The 22,739-nt window shown below is 66.9% G+C and carries 17 protein-coding genes; 14 read left to right on the top strand and 3 right to left on the bottom strand.

The features are described 5' to 3' along the window. Positions 1-140: 140 nt before the first annotated feature. Positions 141-1,754 (bottom strand): propionate catabolism operon regulatory protein PrpR, encoded by a 1,614-nt coding sequence (gene prpR / locus KBW98_RS15085; RefSeq protein WP_211520987.1) that lies wholly within the window; start codon positions 1,752-1,754, stop codon positions 141-143. Between the two features lie 181 nt (positions 1,755-1,935). Here prpR and KBW98_RS15080 point away from each other — a divergent pair, with 181 nt between their 5' ends. From KBW98_RS15080 to KBW98_RS15050, 7 genes are all read left to right on the top strand, one after another. After that, the gene (locus KBW98_RS15080; RefSeq protein WP_211520973.1) at positions 1,936-2,262 is read left to right on the top strand and encodes a DUF485 domain-containing protein; all 327 of its coding nucleotides are present in this window, start codon (positions 1,936-1,938) and stop codon (positions 2,260-2,262) included. Then, positions 2,259-3,917 (top strand): cation acetate symporter, encoded by a 1,659-nt coding sequence (locus tag KBW98_RS15075; RefSeq protein ID WP_211520972.1) that lies wholly within the window; start codon positions 2,259-2,261, stop codon positions 3,915-3,917. The genes KBW98_RS15080 and KBW98_RS15075 overlap by 4 nt, the downstream gene beginning before the upstream one ends. A 228-nt stretch (positions 3,918-4,145) precedes the next feature. Then, entirely contained in the window at positions 4,146-5,036 is an 891-nt protein-coding gene (prpB, locus tag KBW98_RS15070; RefSeq protein ID WP_211520971.1) for a methylisocitrate lyase, read from the top strand. A 17-nt stretch (positions 5,037-5,053) separates the two neighbouring features. Next, positions 5,054-6,211: a 2-methylcitrate synthase gene (gene prpC, locus KBW98_RS15065; protein WP_211520970.1), complete on the top strand. Its 1,158-nt coding sequence runs from the start codon at positions 5,054-5,056 to the stop codon at positions 6,209-6,211. 142 nt (positions 6,212-6,353) lie between these two features. Beyond that, positions 6,354-8,960, top strand: a complete 2,607-nt coding sequence (acnD, locus tag KBW98_RS15060; protein WP_211520969.1) for a Fe/S-dependent 2-methylisocitrate dehydratase AcnD — start codon at positions 6,354-6,356, stop codon at positions 8,958-8,960. 111 nt (positions 8,961-9,071) lie between these two features. After that, positions 9,072-10,262 (top strand): 2-methylaconitate cis-trans isomerase PrpF, encoded by a 1,191-nt coding sequence (prpF, locus tag KBW98_RS15055; RefSeq protein ID WP_211520968.1) that lies wholly within the window; start codon positions 9,072-9,074, stop codon positions 10,260-10,262. Positions 10,263-10,379: 117 nt separating this feature from the next. Next, on the top strand, positions 10,380-13,007 hold the full coding sequence (locus tag KBW98_RS15050) for an EAL domain-containing protein (protein WP_211520967.1): 2,628 nt from the start codon (positions 10,380-10,382) through the stop codon (positions 13,005-13,007). A 76-nt stretch (positions 13,008-13,083) separates the two neighbouring features. Here KBW98_RS15050 and xth read toward each other — a convergent pair whose 3' ends face one another. Continuing rightward, on the bottom strand, positions 13,084-13,851 hold the full coding sequence (gene xth, locus KBW98_RS15045; RefSeq protein ID WP_211520966.1) for an exodeoxyribonuclease III: 768 nt from the start codon (positions 13,849-13,851) through the stop codon (positions 13,084-13,086). Between the two features lie 704 nt (positions 13,852-14,555). Between xth and KBW98_RS15040 the strand changes: the two genes are divergently transcribed. The 3 genes from KBW98_RS15040 to KBW98_RS15030 all read left to right on the top strand — a co-directional run bounded on the left by KBW98_RS15040 (position 14,556) and on the right by KBW98_RS15030 (position 15,622). Next, entirely contained in the window at positions 14,556-14,906 is a 351-nt protein-coding gene (locus tag KBW98_RS15040; RefSeq protein WP_211520965.1) for a hypothetical protein, read from the top strand. Next, on the top strand, positions 14,906-15,094 hold the full coding sequence (locus tag KBW98_RS15035; protein WP_211520964.1) for a DUF1653 domain-containing protein: 189 nt from the start codon (positions 14,906-14,908) through the stop codon (positions 15,092-15,094). The genes KBW98_RS15040 and KBW98_RS15035 overlap by 1 nt, the downstream gene beginning before the upstream one ends. A 78-nt stretch (positions 15,095-15,172) precedes the next feature. Next, positions 15,173-15,622 carry a hypothetical protein gene (locus KBW98_RS15030; protein ID WP_229429217.1) on the top strand — a complete coding sequence of 150 codons (450 nt, stop codon included), beginning with the start codon at positions 15,173-15,175 and terminating at the stop codon, positions 15,620-15,622. Between the two features lie 244 nt (positions 15,623-15,866). Here KBW98_RS15030 and KBW98_RS15025 read toward each other — a convergent pair whose 3' ends face one another. Further along, positions 15,867-17,360 (bottom strand): leucyl aminopeptidase, encoded by a 1,494-nt coding sequence (locus KBW98_RS15025; protein ID WP_211520963.1) that lies wholly within the window; start codon positions 17,358-17,360, stop codon positions 15,867-15,869. A gap of 119 nt (positions 17,361-17,479) precedes the next feature. Between KBW98_RS15025 and lptF the strand changes: the two genes are divergently transcribed. The 4 genes from lptF (at position 17,480) to KBW98_RS15005 (ending at position 22,725) form a co-directional block, all read left to right on the top strand. Then, positions 17,480-18,604 (top strand): LPS export ABC transporter permease LptF, encoded by a 1,125-nt coding sequence (gene lptF / locus KBW98_RS15020; protein WP_229429216.1) that lies wholly within the window; start codon positions 17,480-17,482, stop codon positions 18,602-18,604. Next, positions 18,601-19,785, top strand: coding sequence for an LPS export ABC transporter permease LptG (gene lptG / locus KBW98_RS15015; protein WP_211520961.1), 1,185 nt, complete (start codon positions 18,601-18,603; stop codon positions 19,783-19,785). Before lptF ends, lptG begins: the two co-directional genes overlap by 4 nt. Then, positions 19,785-20,174 (top strand): sirohydrochlorin chelatase, encoded by a 390-nt coding sequence (locus KBW98_RS15010; protein WP_211520960.1) that lies wholly within the window; start codon positions 19,785-19,787, stop codon positions 20,172-20,174. Before lptG ends, KBW98_RS15010 begins: the two co-directional genes overlap by 1 nt. Before the next feature lie 199 nt (positions 20,175-20,373). After that, positions 20,374-22,725, top strand: a complete 2,352-nt coding sequence (locus tag KBW98_RS15005; protein WP_211520959.1) for a DUF4214 domain-containing protein — start codon at positions 20,374-20,376, stop codon at positions 22,723-22,725. Positions 22,726-22,739: the final 14 nt, after the last annotated feature.

Genomic DNA, 22,739 nt, shown 5'->3' with positions numbered 1-22,739 from the left:
TATACGGCTTTTAGAATTCGTGGTGTTGAAATAAATTCAACTATGCTTCGTTGGATTGCGCATAAGAAAGATCGTGCGCACAGGGGCTTCCCCGCACGCGTTTTCTTGCGGCTGCAGGCGCCAGGGCGCGCCGCGTAGCCTCAGCCCTGCGATTTCAAGCGCCGCCACAAGGTCGTCCGGCTGATGCCGAGATGGCGGGCCGCCAGGTCGCGCTGGCCGCCGAAGCGGGCCAGCACTTCCTCGATCGACTCGCCGGCCGGCGCCGGCGCATCGAACCGGATCGCCTGCGCCGCGGGCGTGTCGCGCCGCGCCAGCTCCGGCGCCACCGACAGCAGGAAGCTCGGCGTCAGGGCCTGCAAAGGTTCGGCCGCCAGGAACAGGGCCAGGCGCTCGGCCAGGTTGCGCAGCTCGCGCACGTTCCCTGGCCATCCATAGGCCTCCAGCAGCGGCGCGCAGGCGCCGATCTCGGCATGCAGGTTAGGATGCGGCCGCGCGTCCAGCGCCGCCAGCGCGTTCTTGAGCGACCATTCGGCCAGCGGGGCGATATCCTCGACCCGTTCGCGCAGGGGCGGCAGGCTTAGCCTGAGCACGGCGAGGCGGTAGAACAGGTCGGCCCGGAAGCGCCCTTCGCGCACGCGCGCCTCCAGGTCGCAGTGGGTGGCGCTGACCACGCGCACGTCGATCGGCACCGGTCGCGTGCCGCCCACGCGCGTTACCTCGCGCTCTTCCAGCACGCGCAGCAGGCGGGTCTGCAGGGCGAGCGGCATCTCGCCGATCTCGTCGAGGAAGAGGGTGCCGCCGTTGGCCGCCTCGAACAGGCCCGCGTGGCCGCCGCGCCGCGCGCCGGTGAAGGCGCCTTCCTCGTGGCCGAACAGTTCCGACTCCAGCAGCGATTCGGCGATCGCGCCGCAGTTCACGGCCACGAAAGGGCGCCCGGCGCGGCGCGGGCCTTCGCGGTGGATCGCCTGCGCCACCAGTTCCTTGCCGCTGCCGGTCTCGCCCTGGATCAGCACCGTCGCCGGCGAGCGCGCGTACAGCACCACGGTCTGGCGCAGCCTTTCCATGGCGGCGGAATCGCCGCGCAGGTCGTTCAGCCCACGGCGCGCACGGCGCGTGTCGCTGGCCGTTGGGCGGCGCCCGCGGTTCGCCTCGAGCATGGTCAGGCGCGCCAGTTCCAGCGCGTCGTCGAAGGCCTGGCGGATCGACGCGGCCGAGTACAGGAAGACCCCGGTCAGTCCGGCTTCCTCGGCCAGGTCGGTGATCAAGCCGGCGCCGACGATCACCTCGACACCGGCGGCCTTCAGTTCGTTGATGCTGGCGCGCGCATCCTCCTCGGTCACGTAGGTGCGCTGGGCGATGTCGACGCCGAAGGTCGCCGCGAATTCCGCCAGCTCGGGCAGGGGCAGCTGGTAGCTGATCACGCCGATGCGCGGCGAGACGCGGCGCGCCCGCACCAGGGCCTGCATGACGTCGAAGCCGCTCGCCTTGGCCACCACCACCGGTACCGAGACCCGGCCGCGCAGGTAGGCCGCGTTCGAGCCGGCCGCGATGACCACGTCGCAGCGCTCGTTCGCCATGCGTTCGCGGATGTGCTTCGCGGCTTCGTCGAAGCCGAGGTGCAGCGGTTCGATCGACGCCAGGTGGTCGTACTCGAGGGTGATGTCGCGGAACAGGTCGGAGAGGCGCGAGACCGACACCGTCCAGATGACGGGCTTGTCGCCGCCGTCCGCGGGGCTGCGGGTGGAATAGCTCATGTCGGCAGTGTAGAACATTTCGGCGCCGGTGTTTCAGCCGGTGTTTCCTCTTTCAAGGCCGCGGCCCGTGTCAGAAACGTGTAAGGGAGCGTAAGAATGAGGTAAGCGCGCCGCCGTAGGATGCCCTTCAACCTGCAAGGTATGCACCGCACAGGCATCACAAAAACTCAAGGAGACACAGATGGACCAAGACATCGTACGGCGGGTCAAGGGCGACCCCGACTACCGCAAGCTGGTCGCGGCGCGCTCGCGCTTCGGCTGGACACTCACCTGGGCAATGATGATCGTGTACTACGGCTTCACGGTCCTGGTCGCGTTCAACAAGGAATTCATGGGCAGCCGCATCGGCGAAGGCGTGATGAGCTGGGGCATTCCGATCGGCCTGTTCGTCATCCTGTTCACCATCGTCATCACCGGCATCTACGTGCGCCGCGCCAACAGCCAGTACGACGAGCTGACCGACGCCATCAAGGTGCGCGTCGCCAAGAAAGAGAAGGTGGCGGCATGAAGACCCTGAAATCCATCGGCGCACTGGCCCTGCTGGGCGCGGCCGGCGCCGCGGTCGCCGCGCCCGACCTGGGCCAGGCCACCAAGCAGGCCACCAACTGGACCGCGATCAGCATGTTCGCGATCTTCGTGGTCCTGACCCTGTTCATCACCAAGTGGGCCGCGGCCAAGACCCGCTCGGCTTCCGACTTCTACACCGCCGGCGGCGGCATTTCCGGCTTCCAGAACGGCCTGGCGATCGCGGGCGACTTCATGTCGGCCGCGTCCTTCCTCGGCATCTCGGCCGCCGTCTTCCTGGACGGCTTCGACGGCCTGATCTACGCCATCGGCTTCCTGGTCGGCTGGCCCGTGATCACCTTCCTGATGGCCGAGCGCCTGCGCAACCTGGGCCGCTACACCTTCGCCGACGTGGCCGCCTACCGCTTCCACCAAAAACCCATCCGCGTGTTCGCGGCCTCCGGCACCCTGGTCGTGGTGGCCTTCTACCTGATCGCCCAGATGGTCGGCGCCGGCCAGCTGATCAAGCTGCTGTTCGGCCTGGAATACTGGATCGCGGTGGTCCTGGTCGGCATCCTGATGATGGTCTACGTGCTGTTCGGCGGCATGACCGCCACCACCTGGGTGCAGATCATCAAGGCCGTGCTGCTGCTGTCGGGCGCGTCCTTCATGGCCTTCTCGGTGCTGGCGCAGTACAACTTCAGCCCCGAGAAACTGTTCGCCACCGCGACCGAAGTGCACGCCAAGGGCGACTCCATCATGGGTCCGGGCAGCTTCATCAAGGACCCGATCTCGGCCATCTCCTTCGGCATGGCGCTGATGTTCGGCACCGCCGGCCTGCCGCACATCCTGATGCGCTTCTTCACTGTCCCGAGCGCCAAGGAAGCGCGCAAGTCCGTGCTGTGGGCCACCACCTGGATCGGCTACTTCTACATCCTTACCTTCATCATCGGCTTCGGCGCCATCGTCCTGGTCGGCACCAATCCGGAATTCAAGGACGCGGCAGGCAAGCTCCTGGGCGGTAACAACATGGCGGCGGTCCACCTGGCCAAGGCCGTGGGCGGCGACGTCTTCCTGGGCTTCATCTCGGCGGTGGCCTTCGCCACCATCCTCGCGGTGGTGGCCGGCCTGACCCTGTCGGGCGCCTCGGCCGTGTCGCACGACCTGTACGCCACCGTGTTCAAGAAGGGCAAGGCCAACAGCGCCGACGAACTGAAGGTCTCGAAGATCACCACCATCGCGCTGGGCGTCATCGCCGTGCTGCTGGGGATCGCGTTCGAAAAGCAGAACGTCGCCTTCATGGTGTCGCTGGCCTTCGCCATCGCCGCCTCGGCCAACTTCCCGGTGCTGTTCATGTCGGTGCTGTGGAAGGACTGCACCACCCGCGGCGCCACGGTCGGAGGCTTCCTGGGCCTGGCCACCGCGGTCGTGCTGACCATCGTGTCGAAGTCGGTCTGGGTCGACGTGTTCGGCAACGCGGCGCCGATCTTCCCCTACACCTCGCCGGCGATCTTCTCGATGGCCGTGGGCTTCTTCGGCATCTGGTTCTTCTCGGTAACGGACAAGAGCCCGCGCGCCGCGATCGACAAGGCGGGCTTCGAGGCGCAGGAAGTGCGTTCCGAAACCGGCATCGGCGCAGCGGCCGCTTCCGCCCACTGATCCTTCAGGCTACCGTTTGAAACCCCGCCACGGCGGGGTTTTTTTATGGCGTGCGTAGTTTCATTTTTCGGTCGCATGTTTCATAATGAAACGTTAGTGAAACAGGAGTGCCCAGGCTGGCTGCTTGTCAACGCCGCAAGTCCTTGAAAACACAGGGGAGGGCAGGGTGGCACGCCCTTTGCATTAAGGAAGCCCGACACTCTCACCACGCATCAGAAAGGACCAAGAATGAGTCAATACTCCGCAGGCGCCGCCTTCCGCAAGGCCGTCCAGGAAGAATCCCCGCTGCAGGTCATCGGCGCGATCAACGCCAACCATGCGCTGCTGGCCAAACGCGCCGGCTACCGGGCGATCTACCTGTCGGGCGGCGGCGTGGCCGCCGGTTCGCTGGGCCTGCCCGACCTGGGCATCTCCAGCCTGGAGGACGTCCTGATCGACGTGCGCCGCATCACCGACGTGTGCGACGTGCCGCTGCTGGTCGACATCGACACCGGCTTCGGCGCCTCGGCCTTCAACGTCGCGCGCACCGTGCGCAGCCTGATCAAGGCCGGCGCGGCCGCCTGCCATATCGAAGACCAGGTCGGCGCCAAGCGCTGCGGCCACCGTCCGGGCAAGGAAATCGTGAGCCAGGGCGAGATGGTCGACCGCGTGCGCGCCGCCGTCGACGCCCGTACGGACGAGAATTTCGTGATCATGGCCCGCACCGACGCGCTGGCCGTGGAAGGCCTGGACGCCGCCATCGAGCGCGCCGTGGCCTGCGTCGAAGCCGGCGCCGACATGATCTTCCCGGAAGCCATGACCAGCCTGGAGATGTACAAGCAGTTCGCCGACGCCGTGAAGGTGCCGGTGCTGGCCAACATCACCGAATTCGGCTCGACCCCGCTGTTCACCGTCGAGGAACTGGCGAGCGCCAACGTAGGCCTGGTGCTGTACCCGCTGTCGGCCTTCCGCGCCATGAACAAGGCGGCCGAGAACGTGTACCAGGCGATCCGCCGCGACGGCACCCAGAAGAACGTGATCGACACCATGCAGACCCGCGCCGAACTGTACGAGCGCATCGACTACCACAGCTACGAGCAGAAGCTGGACGCGCTGTTCGCCGCCGGCAAAACCAAATAATCGAGGAGACCCCACGCATGAGCACCACCAACGACACCCCGACCTTCAAGCCCAAGAAATCCGTCGCCCTGTCCGGCGTCGCCGCCGGCAACACCGCGCTGTGCTCGGTCGGCAAGTCGGGCAACGACCTGCACTACCGCGGCTACGACATCCTCGACGTGGCCGGCCGCTGCGAATTCGAAGAAATCGCCTACCTGCTGGTGCACGGCAAGCTGCCGACCGTGGCCGAGCTGAAGGGCTACAAGGCCAAGCTGAAATCGCTGCGCGGCCTGCCGCAGGCCGTCAAGAGCGCGCTCGAAGCGCTGCCGGCCGGCGCCCACCCGATGGACGTGATGCGCACGGGCGCCTCGGTCCTGGGCTGCGTGCTGCCCGAGAAGGAAGACCACAACATCGCCGGCGCGCGCGACATCGCCGACCGCTTGATGGCTTCCTTCGGCTCGATCCTGCTGTACTGGTACCACTACAGCCACAACGGCAAGCGCATCGAGGTCGAGACCGACGACGACTCGATCGGCGGCCACTTCCTGCACCTGCTGCACGGCGTCAAGCCGTCGCAGGAATGGGTCAAGGCGATGCACGTGTCGCTGATCCTGTACGCGGAGCACGAGTTCAACGCCTCGACCTTCACCAGCCGCGTCATCGCCGGCACCGGTTCGGACATCTATTCGGCCGTCACCGGCGCCATCGGCGCGCTGCGCGGTCCGAAGCACGGCGGCGCGAACGAAGTGGCGCTGGACATCCAGAAGCGCTACGAGAACGCCGACGAAGCGGAAGCCGACATCCGCAACCGCGTGGCCAACAAGGAAGTCGTGATCGGCTTCGGCCATCCGGTCTACACCATCAGCGACCCGCGCAACGTGGTCATCAAGGAAGTGGCGCGTTCGCTGTCCCAGGAAGCCGGTGCGATGAAGATGTTCGACATCGCCGAGCGCCTGGAATCGGTGATGTGGGAAGTCAAGAAGATGTTCCCCAACCTGGACTGGTTCTCGGCCGTGTCCTATCACATGATGGGCGTGCCGACCGCGATGTTCACGCCGCTGTTCGTGATTTCGCGCACCTCCGGCTGGGCGGCGCACATCATCGAGCAGCGCATCGACAACAAGATCATCCGCCCGAGCGCGAACTATGTGGGTCCGGAGGACCTGAAGTTCGTGCCGATTGAAGAGCGCAAGTAATAGACAGGACCAATAGCCCCAAGACCGTCGTTCCGGCGAAGGCCGGAACCCAAGTTTTGCCAGCGGGCCGCTCACGCAAACTTGGATACCGGCCTCCGCCGGGATGACGGTTTCTAGGCCAACTCAAAGGTTTATAGCCGCCATGAACACCAACCACCGCAAACCCCTCCCCGGCACCTCCCTGGACTACTTCGACACCCGCACCGCGGTCGACACCATCCAGCCCGGCGCCTACGACACCCTGCCGTACACGTCGCGTGTCCTGGCCGAGAACCTGGTCCGCCGCTGCGATCCGGCGACGCTCACCGACTCGCTCAAGCAGATCATCGAGCGCAAGCGCGAGCTCGACTTCCCCTGGTTCCCGGCGCGCGTGGTCTGCCACGACATCCTGGGCCAGACCGCCCTCGTCGACCTGGCCGGCCTGCGCGACGCCATCGCCAGCCAGGGCGGCGACCCGGCCCTGGTCAACCCGGTGGTCCCGACCCAGCTGGTGGTCGACCACTCGCTGGCCGTGGAATGCGGCGGCTTCGATCCGGACGCCTTCGCCAAGAACCGCGCCATCGAGGACCGCCGCAACGAAGACCGCTTCCACTTCATCGAGTGGACCAAGAAGGCCTTCCAGAACGTCGACGTGATCCCGCCGGGTAACGGCATCCTGCACCAGATCAACCTCGAGCGCATGTCGCCGGTGATCCAGGTCCAGGATGGCGTCGCCTATCCGGACACCCTGGTCGGCACCGACTCCCATACCCCGATGGTCGACGCCCTGGGCGTGATCGCCATCGGCGTGGGCGGCCTGGAAGCCGAAAGCGTCATGCTGGGCCGCGCCTCCTGGATGCGCCTGCCGGACATCGTCGGCGTCGAACTGACGGGCAAGCCGCAGCCGGGCATCACCGCCACCGACATCGTGCTGGCCCTGACCGAGTTCCTGCGCAAGTCCAAGGTCGTGTCGACCTACCTCGAGTTCTACGGCGAGGGCGCCTCCGCGCTCACGCTCGGCGACCGCGCCACCATCTCGAACATGGCGCCGGAATTCGGCGCCACCGCCGCGATGTTCTACATCGACGAGCAGACCATCAAGTACCTGCGCCTGACCGGCCGCGAGGAAGAGACTGTGAAGCTGGTCGAAGCCTATGCCAAGGAAACCGGCCTGTGGGCGGACGGCCTGAAGAACGCGCAGTACGAGCGCGTGCTGTCCTTCGACCTGTCGAGCGTGGTGCGCAACATCGCCGGCCCCTCGAACCCGCACAAGCGCGTCCCGACCTCCGAGCTCGCCGAGCGCGGCATCGCCGGCAAGGTGGAGAACGAACCTGGCCTGATGCCGGACGGCGCGGTGATCATCGCCGCCATCACCAGCTGCACCAACACCAACAACCCGCGCAACATGATCGCCGCGGGCCTGCTGGCGCGCAACGCCAACCGCGCGGGCTTGCTGCGCAAGTCCTGGGTGAAGAGCTCGCTGGCGCCGGGATCGAAGGCCGTCGCCCTCTACCTGGAAGAAGCCGGCCTGATGCCGGAACTGGAAAAGCTGGGCTTCGGCGTCGTGGCCTTCGCCTGCACCACCTGCAACGGCATGAGCGGGGCGCTCGACCCGACCATCCAGCAGGAGATCATCGAGCGCGACCTGTACGCCACCGCCGTCCTGTCGGGCAACCGCAACTTCGACGGCCGCATCCACCCCTACGCCAAGCAGGCCTTCCTGGCCTCGCCGGCGCTGGTGGTGGCCTACGCGATCGCCGGCACCATCCGCTTCGATATCGAGAAGGACGTGCTGGGCGTCGATGCCGCCGGCCGCGAATATCGCCTGGCCGACCTGTGGCCCTCGGACGCAGAGATCGACACCGTGGTCGAGGCCAGCGTCAAGCCGGAGCAGTTCCGCAAGGTCTACACACCGATGTTCGCGCGCGTCGCGGACGACGGCAGCAAGGTCAGCCCGCTGTACGACTGGCGCCCCATGAGCACCTACATCCGCCGTCCGCCGTACTGGGAAGGCGCGCTGGCCGGCGAGCGCACCCTGGCGGGCATGCGTCCGCTGGCGGTCCTGGGCGACAACATCACCACCGACCACCTGTCGCCCTCGAACGCGATCCTGCTGGACTCCGCCGCCGGCGAATACCTGGCCAAGATGGGCCTGCCGGAAGAGGACTTCAATTCCTACGCGACCCACCGCGGCGACCACCTGACGGCGCAGCGCGCGACCTTCGCCAACCCGACCCTCAAGAACGAGATGGTGCGCGACGCGATGGGCAACGTGAAGGCAGGTTCCTTGGCGCGCATCGAGCCGGAAGGGCAAGTCACCCGCATGTGGGAAGCCATCGAGACCTACATGGAGCGCAAGCAGCCGCTGATCGTGATCGCCGGCGCCGACTACGGCCAGGGCTCCTCGCGCGACTGGGCGGCCAAGGGCGTGCGCCTGGCGGGCGTGGAAGCGATCGTGGCCGAAGGCTTCGAGCGCATCCACCGCACCAACCTGGTGGGCATGGGCGTGCTGCCGCTGGAGTTCAAGCCAGGCGTGAACCGCCTGACCCTGGGCATCGACGGCACCGAGACCTTCGACGTACTCGGTGCGCGCACCCCGCGCGCCGACCTGACCCTCGTCATCCACCGCAAGAACGGCGAGACGCTGGAAGTGGCGGTGACCTGCCGTCTCGACACGGCCGAGGAAGTGGCGATCTACGAGGCGGGCGGCGTGCTGCAGCGTTTCGCGCAGGATTTCCTCGAGTCGAGCGTGCCGAAGGCCGCGGCGTAATTTAAAACGTGCGTTGAACGCGTCGGCGGCGAAGCCCCCAACCCTACGTAGGGTTGGCGGCTCTGCCGCCGACGCGTCCAACCGGCCCCAATGAACCCTATGGACAACGATATGCCTCACGTCCCCCAAATCAAAATCCCCGCCACCTACATGCGCGGCGGCACCAGCAAAGGCGTGTTCTTCCGCCTCGACGACCTGCCTGAAGCGGCCCGCGTGCCCGGCCCCGCGCGCGACGCGCTCCTGCTGCGCGTGATCGGCAGCCCCGACCCCTACGGCAAGCAGATCGACGGCATGGGCGGCGCCACCTCGAGCACCAGCAAGACCGTGATCGTCTCGAAGTCGACCCGCCCGGACCACGACGTCGACTACCTGTTCGGCCAGGTCTCGATCGACAAGCCCTTCGTCGACTGGAGCGGCAACTGCGGCAACCTGTCGTCGGCGGTCGGCTCCTTCGCCATCAGCAGCGGCCTGGTCGACCCGGAACGCCTGCCGCAAGACGGCGTCGCCGTGGTGCGCATCTGGCAGGCCAACATCGGCAAGACCATCGTCGCCCACGTGCCGGTTGCCAAGGGCCAGGTCCAGGAGACCGGCGACTTCGAACTCGACGGCGTCACCTTCCCGGCGGCCGAAGTCCAGCTCGAATTCATGGACCCGGCGGCGGAAGAAGAGGGCGCCGGCGGCGCCATGTTCCCGACCGGGAACCTGGTCGACGAGCTGGAAGTGCCCGGTGTCGGCACCCTGAAGGCCACCATGATCAACGCCGGCATCCCGACCATCTTCGTGAACGCCGACGCCATCGGCTACACCGGCGCCGAGCTGCAGGAAGCCATCAACGGCGACCCGCGCGCGCTGGCGATGTTCGAGACCATCCGCGCCTACGGCGCCCTGCGCATGGGCCTGATCGAGAGCATCGAGGATGCGGCCAAGCGCCAGCACACGCCCAAGATCGCCTTCGTGGCCAAGTCGGCCGACTACATCGCGTCCAGCGGCAAGCAGGTGGCGGCCGGCGACATCGACCTACTGGTGCGCGCGCTCTCGATGGGCAAGCTGCACCACGCGATGATGGGCACCGCCGCGGTGGCGATCGGCACCGCCGCCGCGATTCCCGGCACCCTGGTCAACCTGGCGGCCGGCGGCGGCAAGCGCACCGCGGTGCGTTTCGGCCATCCCTCGGGCACCCTGCGCGTCGGCGCCGAGGCGGTGGAAGCCAACGGCGAATGGAGCGTCAGCAAGGCCATCATGAGCCGCAGCGCGCGCGTGCTGATGGAAGGCTGGGTGAGGGTTCCAGGCGACAGTTTCTGAACTTGTCGGCCAGCGATGCTTTCCGGTTGTAGAGTTGGCGGCATTTCTAGTTTATGATTGCCGGATTGCAACAGTCCAGAACACCGGACAATCCAAGGGACCGACCCGCAAGCATCGATGGACCGACTACCGACTTTCCCGCCGTTCGCCGGCCCGGCGGACGCGCCCGGCGCAGGCCCCTGCGACCATGAGCAGCCATCCCTGGCGGCGGCCGACCTGTGCCGGATGGTGCTGGAGCAGCGCGCCATCCTCGAGAATGCGCCGGTCGGGATCGTGTTTACGCTCCCCGGCCAGATCAAGTCCTTCAACCCGCGCATCTGCGAGATGTTCGGCTATGGGCAGGAAGAGCTGCTGGGGCTGAAGCCGCTGCAGGTGTTTCCTTCCACAGAGGCCTACCAGGAGCTGACCGCCGAGGCCTACACGCTGCTGGCATCGGGCGGCCTGTACGAGCGCGGCGAGCAGCAGTTCCGGCGCCGCGACGGCAGCCTGTTCTGGGCGCGCCTGCGTGGCCGCGCCGTCGATCCGCGCCAGCGCGAAGCGGGCACGATCTGGATCGTCGAGGATGTCACCGAGACGCGCCAGGCGATGAACGAGGTGCAGGCGATCATGAGCAACGCCTCGGTCGGCATCATGTTCACCCGCGACCGCTTGATCCGCCGCTGCAACCCTGCCTTCAGCGCCATGTTCGGCTATACCGAAGCGCAGGCGGTGGGCCAGCTCACGCGCCTGCTGTACCCGGACGAGGCATCCTTCCTCGCGATGGGCGAGCGCGCCTATCCGCAGCTGGCCGGCGGCAAGTCCTTCCGCGCCGAGACCACCATGGTGCGCCGCGACGGCGCGCCGATCTGGGTGCAGCTGATCGGCTACCAGGTCAATCCGCTCGATCCCGAGCAGGGCACGATCTGGATGCTGGAAGACCGCACCCGCGAAAAGCAGGACGAGCAGTCGCTGCGCGACGCGCTGATGGAAAACCGCGCCATCCTCGACAACGCGGTGCTCGGCATCGCGGTGGTCGAGGGCGGGCGCACCCTGCATTGCAACCGCAAGATGGAAGAGCTGTTCGGCTGCGCCGCGGGCGAAGTGGACGGCGCCACCGTGCGCGCCCTCTATCCCGACGACGCCAGCTGGCAGGCGGCGCGCGCGCTGGCCGCGCCCGATTTCGCGGCCGGCCGCGTGCACATGGCCGAGCACCAGCTGATGCGGCGCGACGGCACCCGCTTCTGGGCGCGCCTGTCTGGCCGGCCTTTCGACGCGGCGCGGCGCGGGCGCAGCGTGTGGCTGGTGGACGACGTCACCGCCCAGCGCGAGGCGGCCGACGCGATCCGCCGCGCGCGCGACGAGCTCGAAGTGCGCGTGGCCGAGCGCACCGCTGAACTGGCGGGCGCCAACGCGCTGCTGCAGGACGAGATCGTGGAGCGGCGCCAGGCCGAGGCGAGGGTGCACCACATGGCCTACCACGACAGCCTGACCGGCCTGCCCAACCGCGCGCTGCTCTCGGACCGGCTGGACTGCGCGATCCGCACGGCCCAGCGCAGCGGACGGAAGCTGGCCCTGATGTTCATCGACCTGGACCGCTTCAAGAACATCAACGACTCGCTCGGCCACCTGACCGGCGACCACCTGCTGCGCGAGGTCGCCAAGCGCCTGGTGGTCGCCGTGCGCGCCAGCGACACCGTGGCGCGGCTGGGCGGCGACGAATTCGTGGTGCTGCTGCCCGAGATCGCATCCGGCGAGGAGTGCCGGCTGGTGGGCGACAAGATCATCGAGGCGCTGGCCTCGCCTTTCCCCTTCGAGGGGCGCAGCCTGCACATCTCGCCCTCGATCGGCATCTGCGTCTATCCGGACGACGGCAGCGACGTCGAGACCCTGATGCGGCACGCGGACGCCGCCATGTACCACGCCAAGGGCGCGGGCCGCAACAACTACCAGTTCTTCACCCAGCGCATGAACCAGGCCGCGTCGCGCCACTTCGAGCTGGAATCGAGCCTGCGCGGCGCCCTGGCGCGCGACGAGTTCGAGCTGCACTACCAGCCGATCATGTGCACCGCCACGCGCCGCCCGCGCGCGCTGGAAGTGCTGCTGCGCTGGCGCCGGAACGGCGACGGCGGGGCGCCGGGTTCCACCCTGATCGGGCCGGACGAGTTCATCCCGATCCTGGAGGACAGCGGCATGATCGTGCCGGTGGGCGAGTGGGTGATCCGCAGCGCCTGCGCCCAGCTGATGCAGTGGGAGCGCGAGGGCCTGGACGTGGTGCCGCTCGCGATCAACCTGTCGGCGCGCCAGTTCATGCACCATGGGCTGGTCGAATCGATCCAGCGCATCGTGCGCGACACCGGCATCGATCCGCGCTTGGTGGAGCTCGAGATCACCGAGACCGCGCTGATGCAGCACGGCGGGCAGACGCTCGAGATCCTGCGCCAGATCAATGCGATGGGCATGTCGCTGTCGATCGACGACTTCGGCACCGGCTATTCGAGCCTGGCCTACCTGAAGCGCTTCCCGGTCAGGAAGATCAAGATCGACCGCGCCTTCGTGCGCGAGCTCGACGCGAGCGCGGAAGACCGCGCCATCGTGGCGGCGGTGATGGCGCTGGCGAACAGCTTGCAGCTGTCGGTCGTGGCCGAGGGCGTGGAGACGGAATCGCAGTACGCGCTGCTGCGTTCCTTCGGCTGCCAGTTCGCGCAGGGCTACCTGTTTGCGCGGCCGCTGCCGGCGGGGCAGGTGGGGGCCTTCCTGGTCGGCTGAACGCGTCGGCGGCAGAGGCGCCGACCCTACCGTAGGGTCGGCAGGTTTCCTGCCGACGCGTCCACGCGGCGCTTGATCAATCCCCGATCGTCGCGATCACCGGCGTGTGGTCCGACGGCTGCTCCCACTTGCGCGGTTCGCGGTCGATGACGCAGGCGGTGCAGCGCCTGGCCAGCTTTTCCGACAGCAGGATGTGGTCGATGCGCAGCCCGCGGTTGCGGCGGAAGGCCAGCTGGCGGTAATCCCACCAGCTGTACTGCTTCTCGGGCTGCTCGAAGAGGCGAAAGGCGTCCGCCAGGCCCAGTCCCATCAGCTCCTGCAGCGCGCCACGCTCCGCCAGCGAGAAGTGGATGCGGCCTTCCCATTCGGCCGGGTCGTGCACGTCGCGCGCATCCGGTGCGATGTTGTAGTCGCCCAGGATCGCGAACTGCTCGTGGGCGCGCATCTCGGCCGCCACCCATTCCTGCAGCGCCTTCAGCCACGCCAGCTTGTAGACGAACTTGTCCGAGCCGACCTCCTGGCCGTTCGGCACATAGGCGCAGATGAAGCGCACGCCGCCGATGGTGGCTGCCAGCAGGCGCTGCTGCTCGTCCTCGAAGCGCGGATTGTTCTTGACCACGTCCTCGATCGGCAGCCTGGACAGGATCGCCACCCCGTTATAGGTCTTCTGGCCCGTGTAGGCCACCTGGTAGCCGGCCTCGTTGATCTCCGCCAGTGGGAACTTGTCGTCGGTGAGCTTGGTCTCCTGGATGCAGAGCACGTCGACCGGGTTGGCGGCGAGCCATTGCAGCAGGAGGGGGAGGCGGACTTTGAGGGAGTTGACGTTCCAGGTGGCGATTTTCATTGATGAGGGTTCGAGGATGAGGTGAACAAGGGACGGCAGGCGGCGGCCGGGTGGCCCGCACGCCTTTGAAGCCGGCAGTATACCTGCCGGCCGCGGTGGGTGGGACCAGGCGGCCGCCCAGGTTGCCGGCGAGGATGTCGAATTCTCTTACAAGCCGCATAGGCCGGCACGAAGGAATGTAGCTAAGCCTTTGTTTTAGCACGCAGGGTGCTCGAAGGCACGCAATATGCTTTATGTGCCTTCACATGTTTTACCGAAAGTCATCTTGCCGATTTGGCAGGAAGGATGCAAACGGAAATCCCGCGCGCTGGATTCTTGCTCGGGCGTTATACTAGAGGGCTGCGTGCAAGAGATATTTATGCAGCGCGTGTAATGTGAGTAGATTTGCAGTAATATTATGCAAAATACAACAGACGAAATCGCAATAACTTAATAGAATAATAAAATTAATTGCTTCTTCTGTCGGATCGCGATATAAAGACGTTCGTCAAACAATAAACGCCGCGATGTAGCATTTAACGATGTTGCATGGCGGGAACAGATAAGTTGCGACAGGGCAACTTAAGTTGTATGATTTGTAGATTGTTGGAAGCGTGTTCGGCTGCCGGCCAACGCAGGCAGCGGCTGTGCTGTGAGTGCAGTGGTGCTATTTGGAAGATATTTCGATAGTGGACAACCCGAACGCAGATTTGAAAAGGACTGAAATGCGCAATGCTTTCGAAGCATGGGCCCAGCGCGAAGGCCATATCGTTCGCCGCCGGGAAGACAAGCCCGAGGAATACCTCGTTTATGAAACCCAACGCCGCTGGGTAATCTGGCAGGCCGCACTGGCGCACGGCGCCAAGGCCGCCGCCGAGGCGCCGGCGAAGTTCGCGAAGGAACCGGAATCGAAGCCGATCGCGATCGCGCCGGACGAAGCATCGGTGCGCAACCGCGTGCTGAACGAGGTGCTGGATGCGTTCAGCGAGCTCGACGAGGCCGCCGGCATGGAAGGCGTGCTGAAGGTCATCCAGGGCCTCAAGAAGAAGCAGAAGGCGCTGGCTGAAAAGGCCTGATGCGCTACCGCCACTACAAGGGCGGCATCTACGAGCTGGTCGCTGAAGCCGTGCTGGAAGCGGACCACACGCCCGTCATGGTCTATCGCGGCCAGGACGGGAAGGTGTGGGTGCGTCCCACGGCGGCCTTCTTCGAGACCGTCGAGGTCGACGGCGCGGCTGTGCCGCGCTTTGCGCCGGTCGCCTGACCGGCCGTCCTTCCGTGCGCCTACAGTTTGGGCTCTGTTCTGCCGTTAAAGGAGAATGAGGCCAACGAGGTGCATTCCATGTTCTACCATTTCCGCCTGACCGCCGTCGCCGCCTTCGCCCTGCTGGGCGGATGCGCGACCCTGTCCGCCTCTCCCTACCAGCAGCTCGAGCTGCACACCATCCTCGACCACCGCGAAGTCGCCGGCGTCGGCTGCCTGCTGAGCAATGACATGGGCCGCTGGTATGTGGTCGCGCCGGGGCGGGTCACCATCACCCGCAGCGCCCAGCCCTTGCACATCACCTGCAAGAAGGAGGGCAAGGGCAGCGCGGCCGAGGTCGTGCAGCCGCGGGCGGATACGGCCAGCCTGATGGGCAATGTCGTGATCAGCGCGGGACTGGGCTATTTCGTCGACCGGCATTCGGGGGCGGGGTATGCGTATCCGCAGGTGCTGACGGTGCTGATGCAGCCGGCGGCGCCGGATGCGGCGGAGGCGGGGGAGCGGGCGGTGGAGGCGCGGATTTTCTGATGAGTGAAGCGTCTCGGCTGCGCTGAGAAACCTGGGTTCCGGCCTTCGCCGGAACGACGTACTGGAGCCGCGGGTCTGAGCCGGCGTCAATATGCACGCTAGCCTCAAGACCGTCATCCCGGCGAAGGCCGGGATCCAAGTTCGCACGCAAACCTCCCGGCCCAAAAAGAAACAGCCCCGCAAGCGGGGCTGTTTTCACAACTGAAATATTATTTCACCCCGATGCCGCAGGTGAAAGAATCTTTCACACGCGATTCATCAGGAACGTGGTCAGCAGCGGCACCGGACGGCCGGTCGCGCCCTTGGCCGCGCCCGACTTCCAGGCGGTGCCGGCGATGTCCAGGTGGGCCCAGGTGTACTTGCGGGTGAAGTTTTCCAGGAAGCAGGCCGCGGTGATCGAGGCCGCACCCGGGGTGCCGATGTTGGCCAGGTCGGCGAAGTTCGACTTCAGCTGCTCGTTGTAGATGTCGCCCAGCGGGAAGCGCCATGCCACGTCGCCCGCCTGCTTGCCGGCGTCCAGCAGTTCCTCGGCCAGCGCGTCGTGCGCGTCGTCGTGGCGGGTGAACAGGCCGCTGGTATGGTGGCCCAGGGCCACGATGCAGGCGCCGGTCAGGGTCGCGATGTCGACCACGGCGGCCGGCTTGAAGCGCTCGGCGTAGGTCAGGGCGTCGCACAGGATCAGGCGGCCTTCGGCGTCGGTGTTCAGGATCTCGATGGTGGTGCCGCTCATCGAGGTCACGATGTCGCCCGGCTTGGTGGCGCGGCCGGACGGCATGTTCTCGCAGGCCGCCACGATGCCGATCACGTTCAGCTTCAGCCCCATCTCGCCGATGGCGCGGAAGGTGCCCAGCACCGAGCCGGCGCCGCACATGTCGTACTTCATCTCGTCCATGTTCGGGCCCGGCTTGAGCGAGATGCCGCCGGTGTCGAAGGTGATGCCCTTGCCGACCAGGACCACCGGCGCATCGTTCTTCTTGCCGCCCATGTGCTTGAGGACGATGAATTTCGGCGCTTCGTCGCTGCCCTTGGCCACCGACAGGAAGCTGCCCATCTTCAGGGCTTCGAGCTGCTTGCGCTCCAGCACTTCGACCTGGAAGCCGAACTCGCCGGCCAGGTCGCGCGCGGTGTCGGCCAGGTAGCTCGGGGTGCAGACGTTCGGCGACAGGTTGCCCAGTACCTTGGTCAGGTTCATGCCGTTGGCGATTGCGGTGGCCTGCGCCAGGGCGCCCTTGAGCTGGCTGGCTTCGCTGGCGGCGATGGTGATCTTGCGCACGCCCGCCGGGACCGGGTCCTTCTTGCTCTTCTGCGCATCGGTGCGGAATTCGGCCTCGTTGGCGCCGATCACGAGTGCGCGCAGCGCCCAATTGATGTCGCGGTCTTTCACATCCGCCATCGGGAATGCGATAATGGCATCCTGGGCGCCCAGGGTGCCGAACACCTTGAGCGCGGCGCTCACGGCGCTGCTGAAGTTTTTCTCGGTGACGGCGTCGTTCGAGCCCATGCCCACCAGCAGCACGCGCGCGGCGCTCACGCCGGCCACGCCGCGCAGCAGCAGGGTGGTGCCGGCCTTGCCGCTGATGTCGCCGGACTTGAGCGCGGCGCTGATCTCACCGTTGACGTCGAGGGCTTGCGCGGCCGCCGACAGCTTCTTGTTCTCGAACACCGCCACTGCCACGCAGCCGGTTTTCGCGGCGGCCAGGGTGTTCTTGGTGTCGAATGCTTTTATGCTAAAGTCCATTTGATTCTCCATGTATTTTCGCGGCGCGCGGCCGGATACCGATTCCGCCAAGCTTATAGCCGTGCTTAACCTGCAATTATAACTATTGAATGATCTTCCGACGCGCTCTGCAACGTGAAATGGCCTCTTCGGCCGGCGCCACCTTCACGGTGCTCTTCACCGTACTCGTCACCTGGACCCTGATCTCCGTGCTCGGCAAGGCCGCCGGAGGCAAGGTCGCGTCGAGCGACGTGCTCGCGCTGATCGGGTTCGCGGTGCTGAATTATCTGCCAACCATCCTGATCCTCACCACCTTTATTTCGGTACTGGCCGCGGTCACGCGCAGCTACCGCGATTCCGAGATGGTGGTGTGGTTCGCCTCCGGCATGTCGCTGGCGCGCTGGATCCGCCCGGTGCTCACCTTCGGCCTGCCGATGGTGCTGCTGGTGGGGACCCTGTCGCTGGTGGTGACCCCGTGGGCCAAGCTGAAAAGCACCGAGTTCGTCGAGCGCTTCCAGAAGCGCGAAGACCTCAAGCGCGTGGCCCCCGGCCAGTTCCGCGAATCGAGCTCCGCCGACCGCGTGTTCTTCGTCGAGCGCAGCACCGAAGGCGCGACCGTGGTGCAGAACGTGTTCGTCAACAGCGTGGACGGCAACGGCCACGCCATCGTGGTGGCCAAGGAAGGCGTGATCGAATCGGACGGCAGGGGCGGCCAGTACCTGGTGCTGAGCAACGGCCGCCGCTACCAGGGCGTGCCGGGCCAGGCCGATTTCCAGTCGATGGAGTTCGAGCGCTACAGCATGCGCGTGGCGACCCAGGTGCCGGTGCTGGGCACCGATGTCCCGACCAGCGCCATGACCACGCCGCAGCTGCTGGCGGCGCCCAACCAGTTCACCCTGTCCGAGCTGCTGGGACGCGTCTCGCAGCCCATCGTCTGCCTGATCCTGATGCTGCTGGCGATCCCGCTCGGCTTCGTCAACCCGCGCGCGGGCAGCTCGGCCAACATGATCCTGGCCCTGCTGATCTTCTTCACCTATAACAACCTGGTCAAGCTGATCGAAGCCTCGGTCAAGAAGGGACGCATGGACTTCGCCATGGCCTGGTGGCCGCTGCACCTGGCGGCCGCGCTGGCGGTGCTGGCGCTGTTCGCCTGGCGCCTGAACGTGAACCACCGCTACCACCCGCTGGTCCTGATCAACGCCTGGAAGCGGCGCCGCCACTTCAAGGGCGCGCTTCCGGCCATCCACAAAGCGGAGGCGGAATGAAGATCCTGCAGCGCTATTTCGCGGTCAACATCGCCCAGGCGGTGGTGTTCGTGCTGGTCGGCCTGCTGGCCCTGATCGCCTTCATGGACCTGACCAGCATCCTGCCCTCGGTCGGCAAGAACGACTACGGCATCCAGCATGCCTTCCTGTACGTGCTGCTGCTGGTGCCGGGCCACGTCTACGAAGCCATGCCGGTGGCCGCGCTGATCGGCACCATCTACACGATGGCGCAATTCGCATCGAGCTCGGAATTCACCATCATGCGCGCCTCGTCGATGTCGACCACCCAGGCCGCCATGATGCTGTTCAAGGTCGGCATCGTGTTCGTGGCGATCACCTTCGTGTTCGGCGAACTGATCACCCCGCGCACCGCGCCGCTGGCCGAGCGCCTGCGCCTGTCGGCCAAGGGCGGCTCGATCTCGGGCGAGTTCCGCTCGGGCGTGTGGACCAAGGACAGCGTGCACGAGGACGGTGTCAAGGGGAAGATCGTCGGCACCCGCTTCTTCAACGTGCGCCAGATCCGCCCCAACGGCCAGCTCGAAGACGTGCGCCTGTATGAATTCGACAGCAACATGCGCATGCGCTCGGTGATCACCGCGCAGCGCGGCGCCTACGGCGGCGACAACACCTGGCGCCTGACCGGCGTGACCCAGACCGACTTCTCCAACAGCCGCGAACTGCCGGCGCCGGACGCCCCGGTGCCCGACGGCCAGACCCTGAACGCCACCTACGGCCAGGAGACGGCCGCCGTCGCCACCCGCAAGCTGGATGCGCTCGACCTGGTATCCGAGATCACGCCCAAGATCCTGTCGGTGTCGAGCGCGGATCCGGAACGCATGTCGGCCAATGAGCTGGCCGTCTACACCCGCCACCTGGCCGAGAACCGCCAGGAGACCGACCGCTTCAAGGTGGCCTTCTGGAAGAAGCTGATCGATCCGCTCTCGATCTTCGTGCTGATGGCGCTGGCCCTGCCGTTCGCCTACCTGCACACGCGCAGCGGCGGCGTCAGCCTGAAGATATTCATCGGCATCATGATCGGCGTGAGCTTCATCCTGATCAACGCGCTGTTCTCGCACCTGGGCGTGCTCACCACCTGGCCCGCCTTCGTCACGGCCGCCGCCCCGAGCCTGCTGTTCCTGTTGCTGGCCCTGGGCGCCCTCTACTGGGTGGAGCGGCACTGATGGGCACCCCGGCAAAACGCGGCCTGGTCTTGTTCGCCCACGGCGCCCGCGCCGCCAGCTGGGCCGTGCCCTTCGAGCGCCTGCGCGGCCAGGCCGAGGCGCGCCTGCCGGACGCCGAGGTGGCGCTGGCCTTCCTCGAACTCATGACGCCCAGCCTGCCGGACGCCGTGGCCGCCATGGCCGCGCGCGGCATCCTCGATGTCACCGTGGTGCCGGTGTTCCTGGGGCAGGGCGGCCACCTGCTGCGCGACCTGCCGGCGCTGGCCGAGGGCCTGCGCACCGCGCATGCCGGCCTGCGCCTGCAGGTTGCCGGCCCGATCGGCGAGGACCCCGGGGTCCAGAAGGCGATGACCGACTACTGCGTGAGCGCCTTCGGAGCCGCGCCCTAGGCTTGCAGGCAAGCTTGGCGGTTCTGCAAGAGCTGCTAACTGGTCGACAACTTCGGTGAAAATATGGCCATCTTCTGTTGGATTAGCGTCATATTGAGCTGGTGAATATCGTTTCTCACTTCCAATAAAAGTTGGCCTGAGGCATCATTGTTCCTGATCTTCCGCGCATTTGCCCGGCATACTCCAGGAACCCATCCCCATGAGCCTCGACACCGATTACGCCCCGGTCGGCATCATCGACGACCGCGATACGCTGTTCACGACCCTGCGCAATGGCGACGTCGCCGCGACCCTGCGCGCCATCGACACCGGTCCCCTGACCGGCGGGCGCTGGATCATCGACGACCAGTCGAGCCCCGGTCTGTTCTCGGTGGCCTACAATCCGGCCACCGACACCTCGGCGCGCCTGATCGTCAACAACGCCGGCGCGCTGCCGGAAGCGGGCCTGTGGGCGACGGTGACGATGCACTACTACGACCGCTACCAGCTCGACGGCAACGGCAATCCGCTGGCGGGCCGCGGCATCCAGGAAACCCTGGTCTACACGGTCGAGCAGGGCGCGACCCGCGACCTGCCGGGCTTCGGCAGCGACCTGGCGCTGGGCGCGGCGACCGCCCTGGCGAACCCGGGCATGGCCGCGCTGGGCGACGGCGGCTTCGTGACCGTCTGGCAGGCGCCGGGGGCATCGAGCCAGGTCCTGATGGCGCAGGTCAGCGATGCGGCAGGCAATGCGCGCGCTCCCGCGTTCGCGCTCACCAGCGGCGCCGACTACGCCGTCGAGGGCGAGCCCGCCGTGGCGGCCCTGGGCGACGGCCGCTTCGTGACCGCCTATACGGTCGTATCCGGCGGCGAGACGCGCGTGGCGTACCGCGTGGTGGACGCCGCCGGCAACGGCGCGCCGCAGGCGTATGTGGACCTGGGTCCGGCCGCCGACACCGCCATGCCGGACGTGACCGCGCTGCCCGGCGGCGGCTTCGCCATCGCCTGGCGCGCAGGCGGCCAGGTGCACGTGCGCCAGGCCGACGCCGCGGGCGTCCTCGGCGCCGAGCAGGTCCACGGCAGCATGGGCACCGCCTTCAGCCCGAGCATCGCGGCGGCCAACGGCAACGCGGGCGCCTACCTGGTGACCTGGGGCGAGATCGGCGACGGCAGCGTGTACGCGGCCATGGAGGGCGGCGCCCTGGTGATCGTCAACGCCGACGGCCTGGCGGCCAGCAGCATGACCGGCGCGCCGCTCCCCAGCGTCGCCGCGCTTGCGGACGGCAGCTTCGTGGTCGCCTGGGACAGCTACGCCAACTCGCCCTTCGGCTTCGGCTCCAGCGACGTGTACTTCCAGCGCATCGACGCCGGCGGGAACCTCGCTGGGAGCATGGTGCAGGCCAACGTCGACGGCGGACTCGGACACGACGATTCCTCGGTCACGGCGCTGAGCGACGGCGGCTTCGTCGTGGCCTGGCAGTCGGCATCGGGCGACTTCGACGGCACCGGCATCTTCGGGCGCCGCTTCAATGCCGACGGCAGCGCTGCCGACATGCGCGAATTCGCGATCAACGAGTTGCGCCAGGGCGACCAGGCCAATGCCTCCCTGACGGCGCTGGCCGGCGGCGGCTTCGCGGCCGCCTGGACCGATATCCAGGCCGGCGGCCAGGCGACGGTCGAAGCGCGCGTACTGGCCGGTACGGCCCCGATCGGCGCAACGCCTGCCGGCGTGGAGCAGGTGTCCACGTCGCCGGTGGTCGTTACGTCGCCGGAGCAGGCGCCTGTGGCGCATGTTCCCGAGCCGAGCATTCCCGTCGTGAGCGCGCCGGCACCGGCACCAGCACCGGTACCGGCACCGGCGCCGGCACCTAAGCCTGCTCCAGCACCCGCGCCGGCGCCGTCCGGTTCGGGCGCACCGGTCTCGAGCGGCAGCGGCGCGGGCAGCGCGGCCTCGGCCTACGGCAGCGACGGCGGCAACGTGTTCAAGGCGGTGGCGGGCAACCAGTCCATCGACGGCCGCGGCGGCATCGACACCATCAGCTACGAAGGCGTCAAGAGCGCGTTCGCGATCACGCGCGGCGCCACCGGGGCGACGGTGGCGGACCGTTCGGGCGGCAGCGGCACCGACACCCTGGTCAATGTCGAACGCATCGCCTTCCGCGACGTGTCGGTGGCGCTCGACATCGAAGGCAACGCGGGCCAGGCCTACCGCCTGTACCAGGCGGCCTTCGACCGCACGCCGGACAAGGTGGGGCTGGGCTTCTGGATCAATGCGCTCGACAGCGGCGTGAGCCTGGCGCAGGTGGCCGGCGGCTTCGCGGCCAGCAAGGAGTTTGCCGACCTGTATGGCAGCGCAAGCAGCGACGATACCTTCATCGACCTGCTGTACAACAATGTGCTGCACCGCGAACCCGAGGCGGGCGGTTACGAATTCTGGATGCAGGCCCTGCAGGTGCACGACGTGCCGCGCGAGGAGGTGCTGGCGCATTTCAGCGAAAGCGCCGAGAACCAGGTGCAGGTGATTGGTGCGATCCAGAACGGGATCGAGTTCATGCCGTGGCTGAATACCTGAGCTACGGTAGGGTG

It is taken from the genome of Massilia sp. ST3, from assembly GCF_018119405.1.
In the GTDB taxonomy this organism is placed as follows: domain Bacteria; phylum Pseudomonadota; class Gammaproteobacteria; order Burkholderiales; family Burkholderiaceae_D; genus Telluria.
Note: the sequence above shows the minus strand (reverse complement) of the source record. Positions and strands in the feature narration are given on the sequence as shown.

Coding starts and splice junctions, on each gene's coding strand:
- KBW98_RS15035 (WP_211520964.1), top strand. CDS start 14,906: ATGCGCTACCGCCACTACAAGGGCGGCATCTACGAGCTGGTCGCTGAA.
- acnD (WP_211520969.1), top strand. CDS start 6,354: ATGAACACCAACCACCGCAAACCCCTCCCCGGCACCTCCCTGGACTAC.
- prpB (WP_211520971.1), top strand. CDS start 4,146: ATGAGTCAATACTCCGCAGGCGCCGCCTTCCGCAAGGCCGTCCAGGAA.
- lptG (WP_211520961.1), top strand. CDS start 18,601: ATGAAGATCCTGCAGCGCTATTTCGCGGTCAACATCGCCCAGGCGGTG.
- KBW98_RS15025 (WP_211520963.1), bottom strand. CDS start 17,360: ATGGACTTTAGCATAAAAGCATTCGACACCAAGAACACCCTGGCCGCC.
- prpC (WP_211520970.1), top strand. CDS start 5,054: ATGAGCACCACCAACGACACCCCGACCTTCAAGCCCAAGAAATCCGTC.
- KBW98_RS15080 (WP_211520973.1), top strand. CDS start 1,936: ATGGACCAAGACATCGTACGGCGGGTCAAGGGCGACCCCGACTACCGC.
- prpF (WP_211520968.1), top strand. CDS start 9,072: ATGCCTCACGTCCCCCAAATCAAAATCCCCGCCACCTACATGCGCGGC.
- KBW98_RS15030 (WP_229429217.1), top strand. CDS start 15,173: ATGTTCTACCATTTCCGCCTGACCGCCGTCGCCGCCTTCGCCCTGCTG.
- prpR (WP_211520987.1), bottom strand. CDS start 1,754: ATGAGCTATTCCACCCGCAGCCCCGCGGACGGCGGCGACAAGCCCGTC.
- KBW98_RS15075 (WP_211520972.1), top strand. CDS start 2,259: ATGAAGACCCTGAAATCCATCGGCGCACTGGCCCTGCTGGGCGCGGCC.
- lptF (WP_229429216.1), top strand. CDS start 17,480: ATGGCCTCTTCGGCCGGCGCCACCTTCACGGTGCTCTTCACCGTACTC.
- KBW98_RS15005 (WP_211520959.1), top strand. CDS start 20,374: ATGAGCCTCGACACCGATTACGCCCCGGTCGGCATCATCGACGACCGC.
- xth (WP_211520966.1), bottom strand. CDS start 13,851: ATGAAAATCGCCACCTGGAACGTCAACTCCCTCAAAGTCCGCCTCCCC.
- KBW98_RS15050 (WP_211520967.1), top strand. CDS start 10,380: ATGGACCGACTACCGACTTTCCCGCCGTTCGCCGGCCCGGCGGACGCG.
- KBW98_RS15040 (WP_211520965.1), top strand. CDS start 14,556: ATGCGCAATGCTTTCGAAGCATGGGCCCAGCGCGAAGGCCATATCGTT.
- KBW98_RS15010 (WP_211520960.1), top strand. CDS start 19,785: ATGGGCACCCCGGCAAAACGCGGCCTGGTCTTGTTCGCCCACGGCGCC.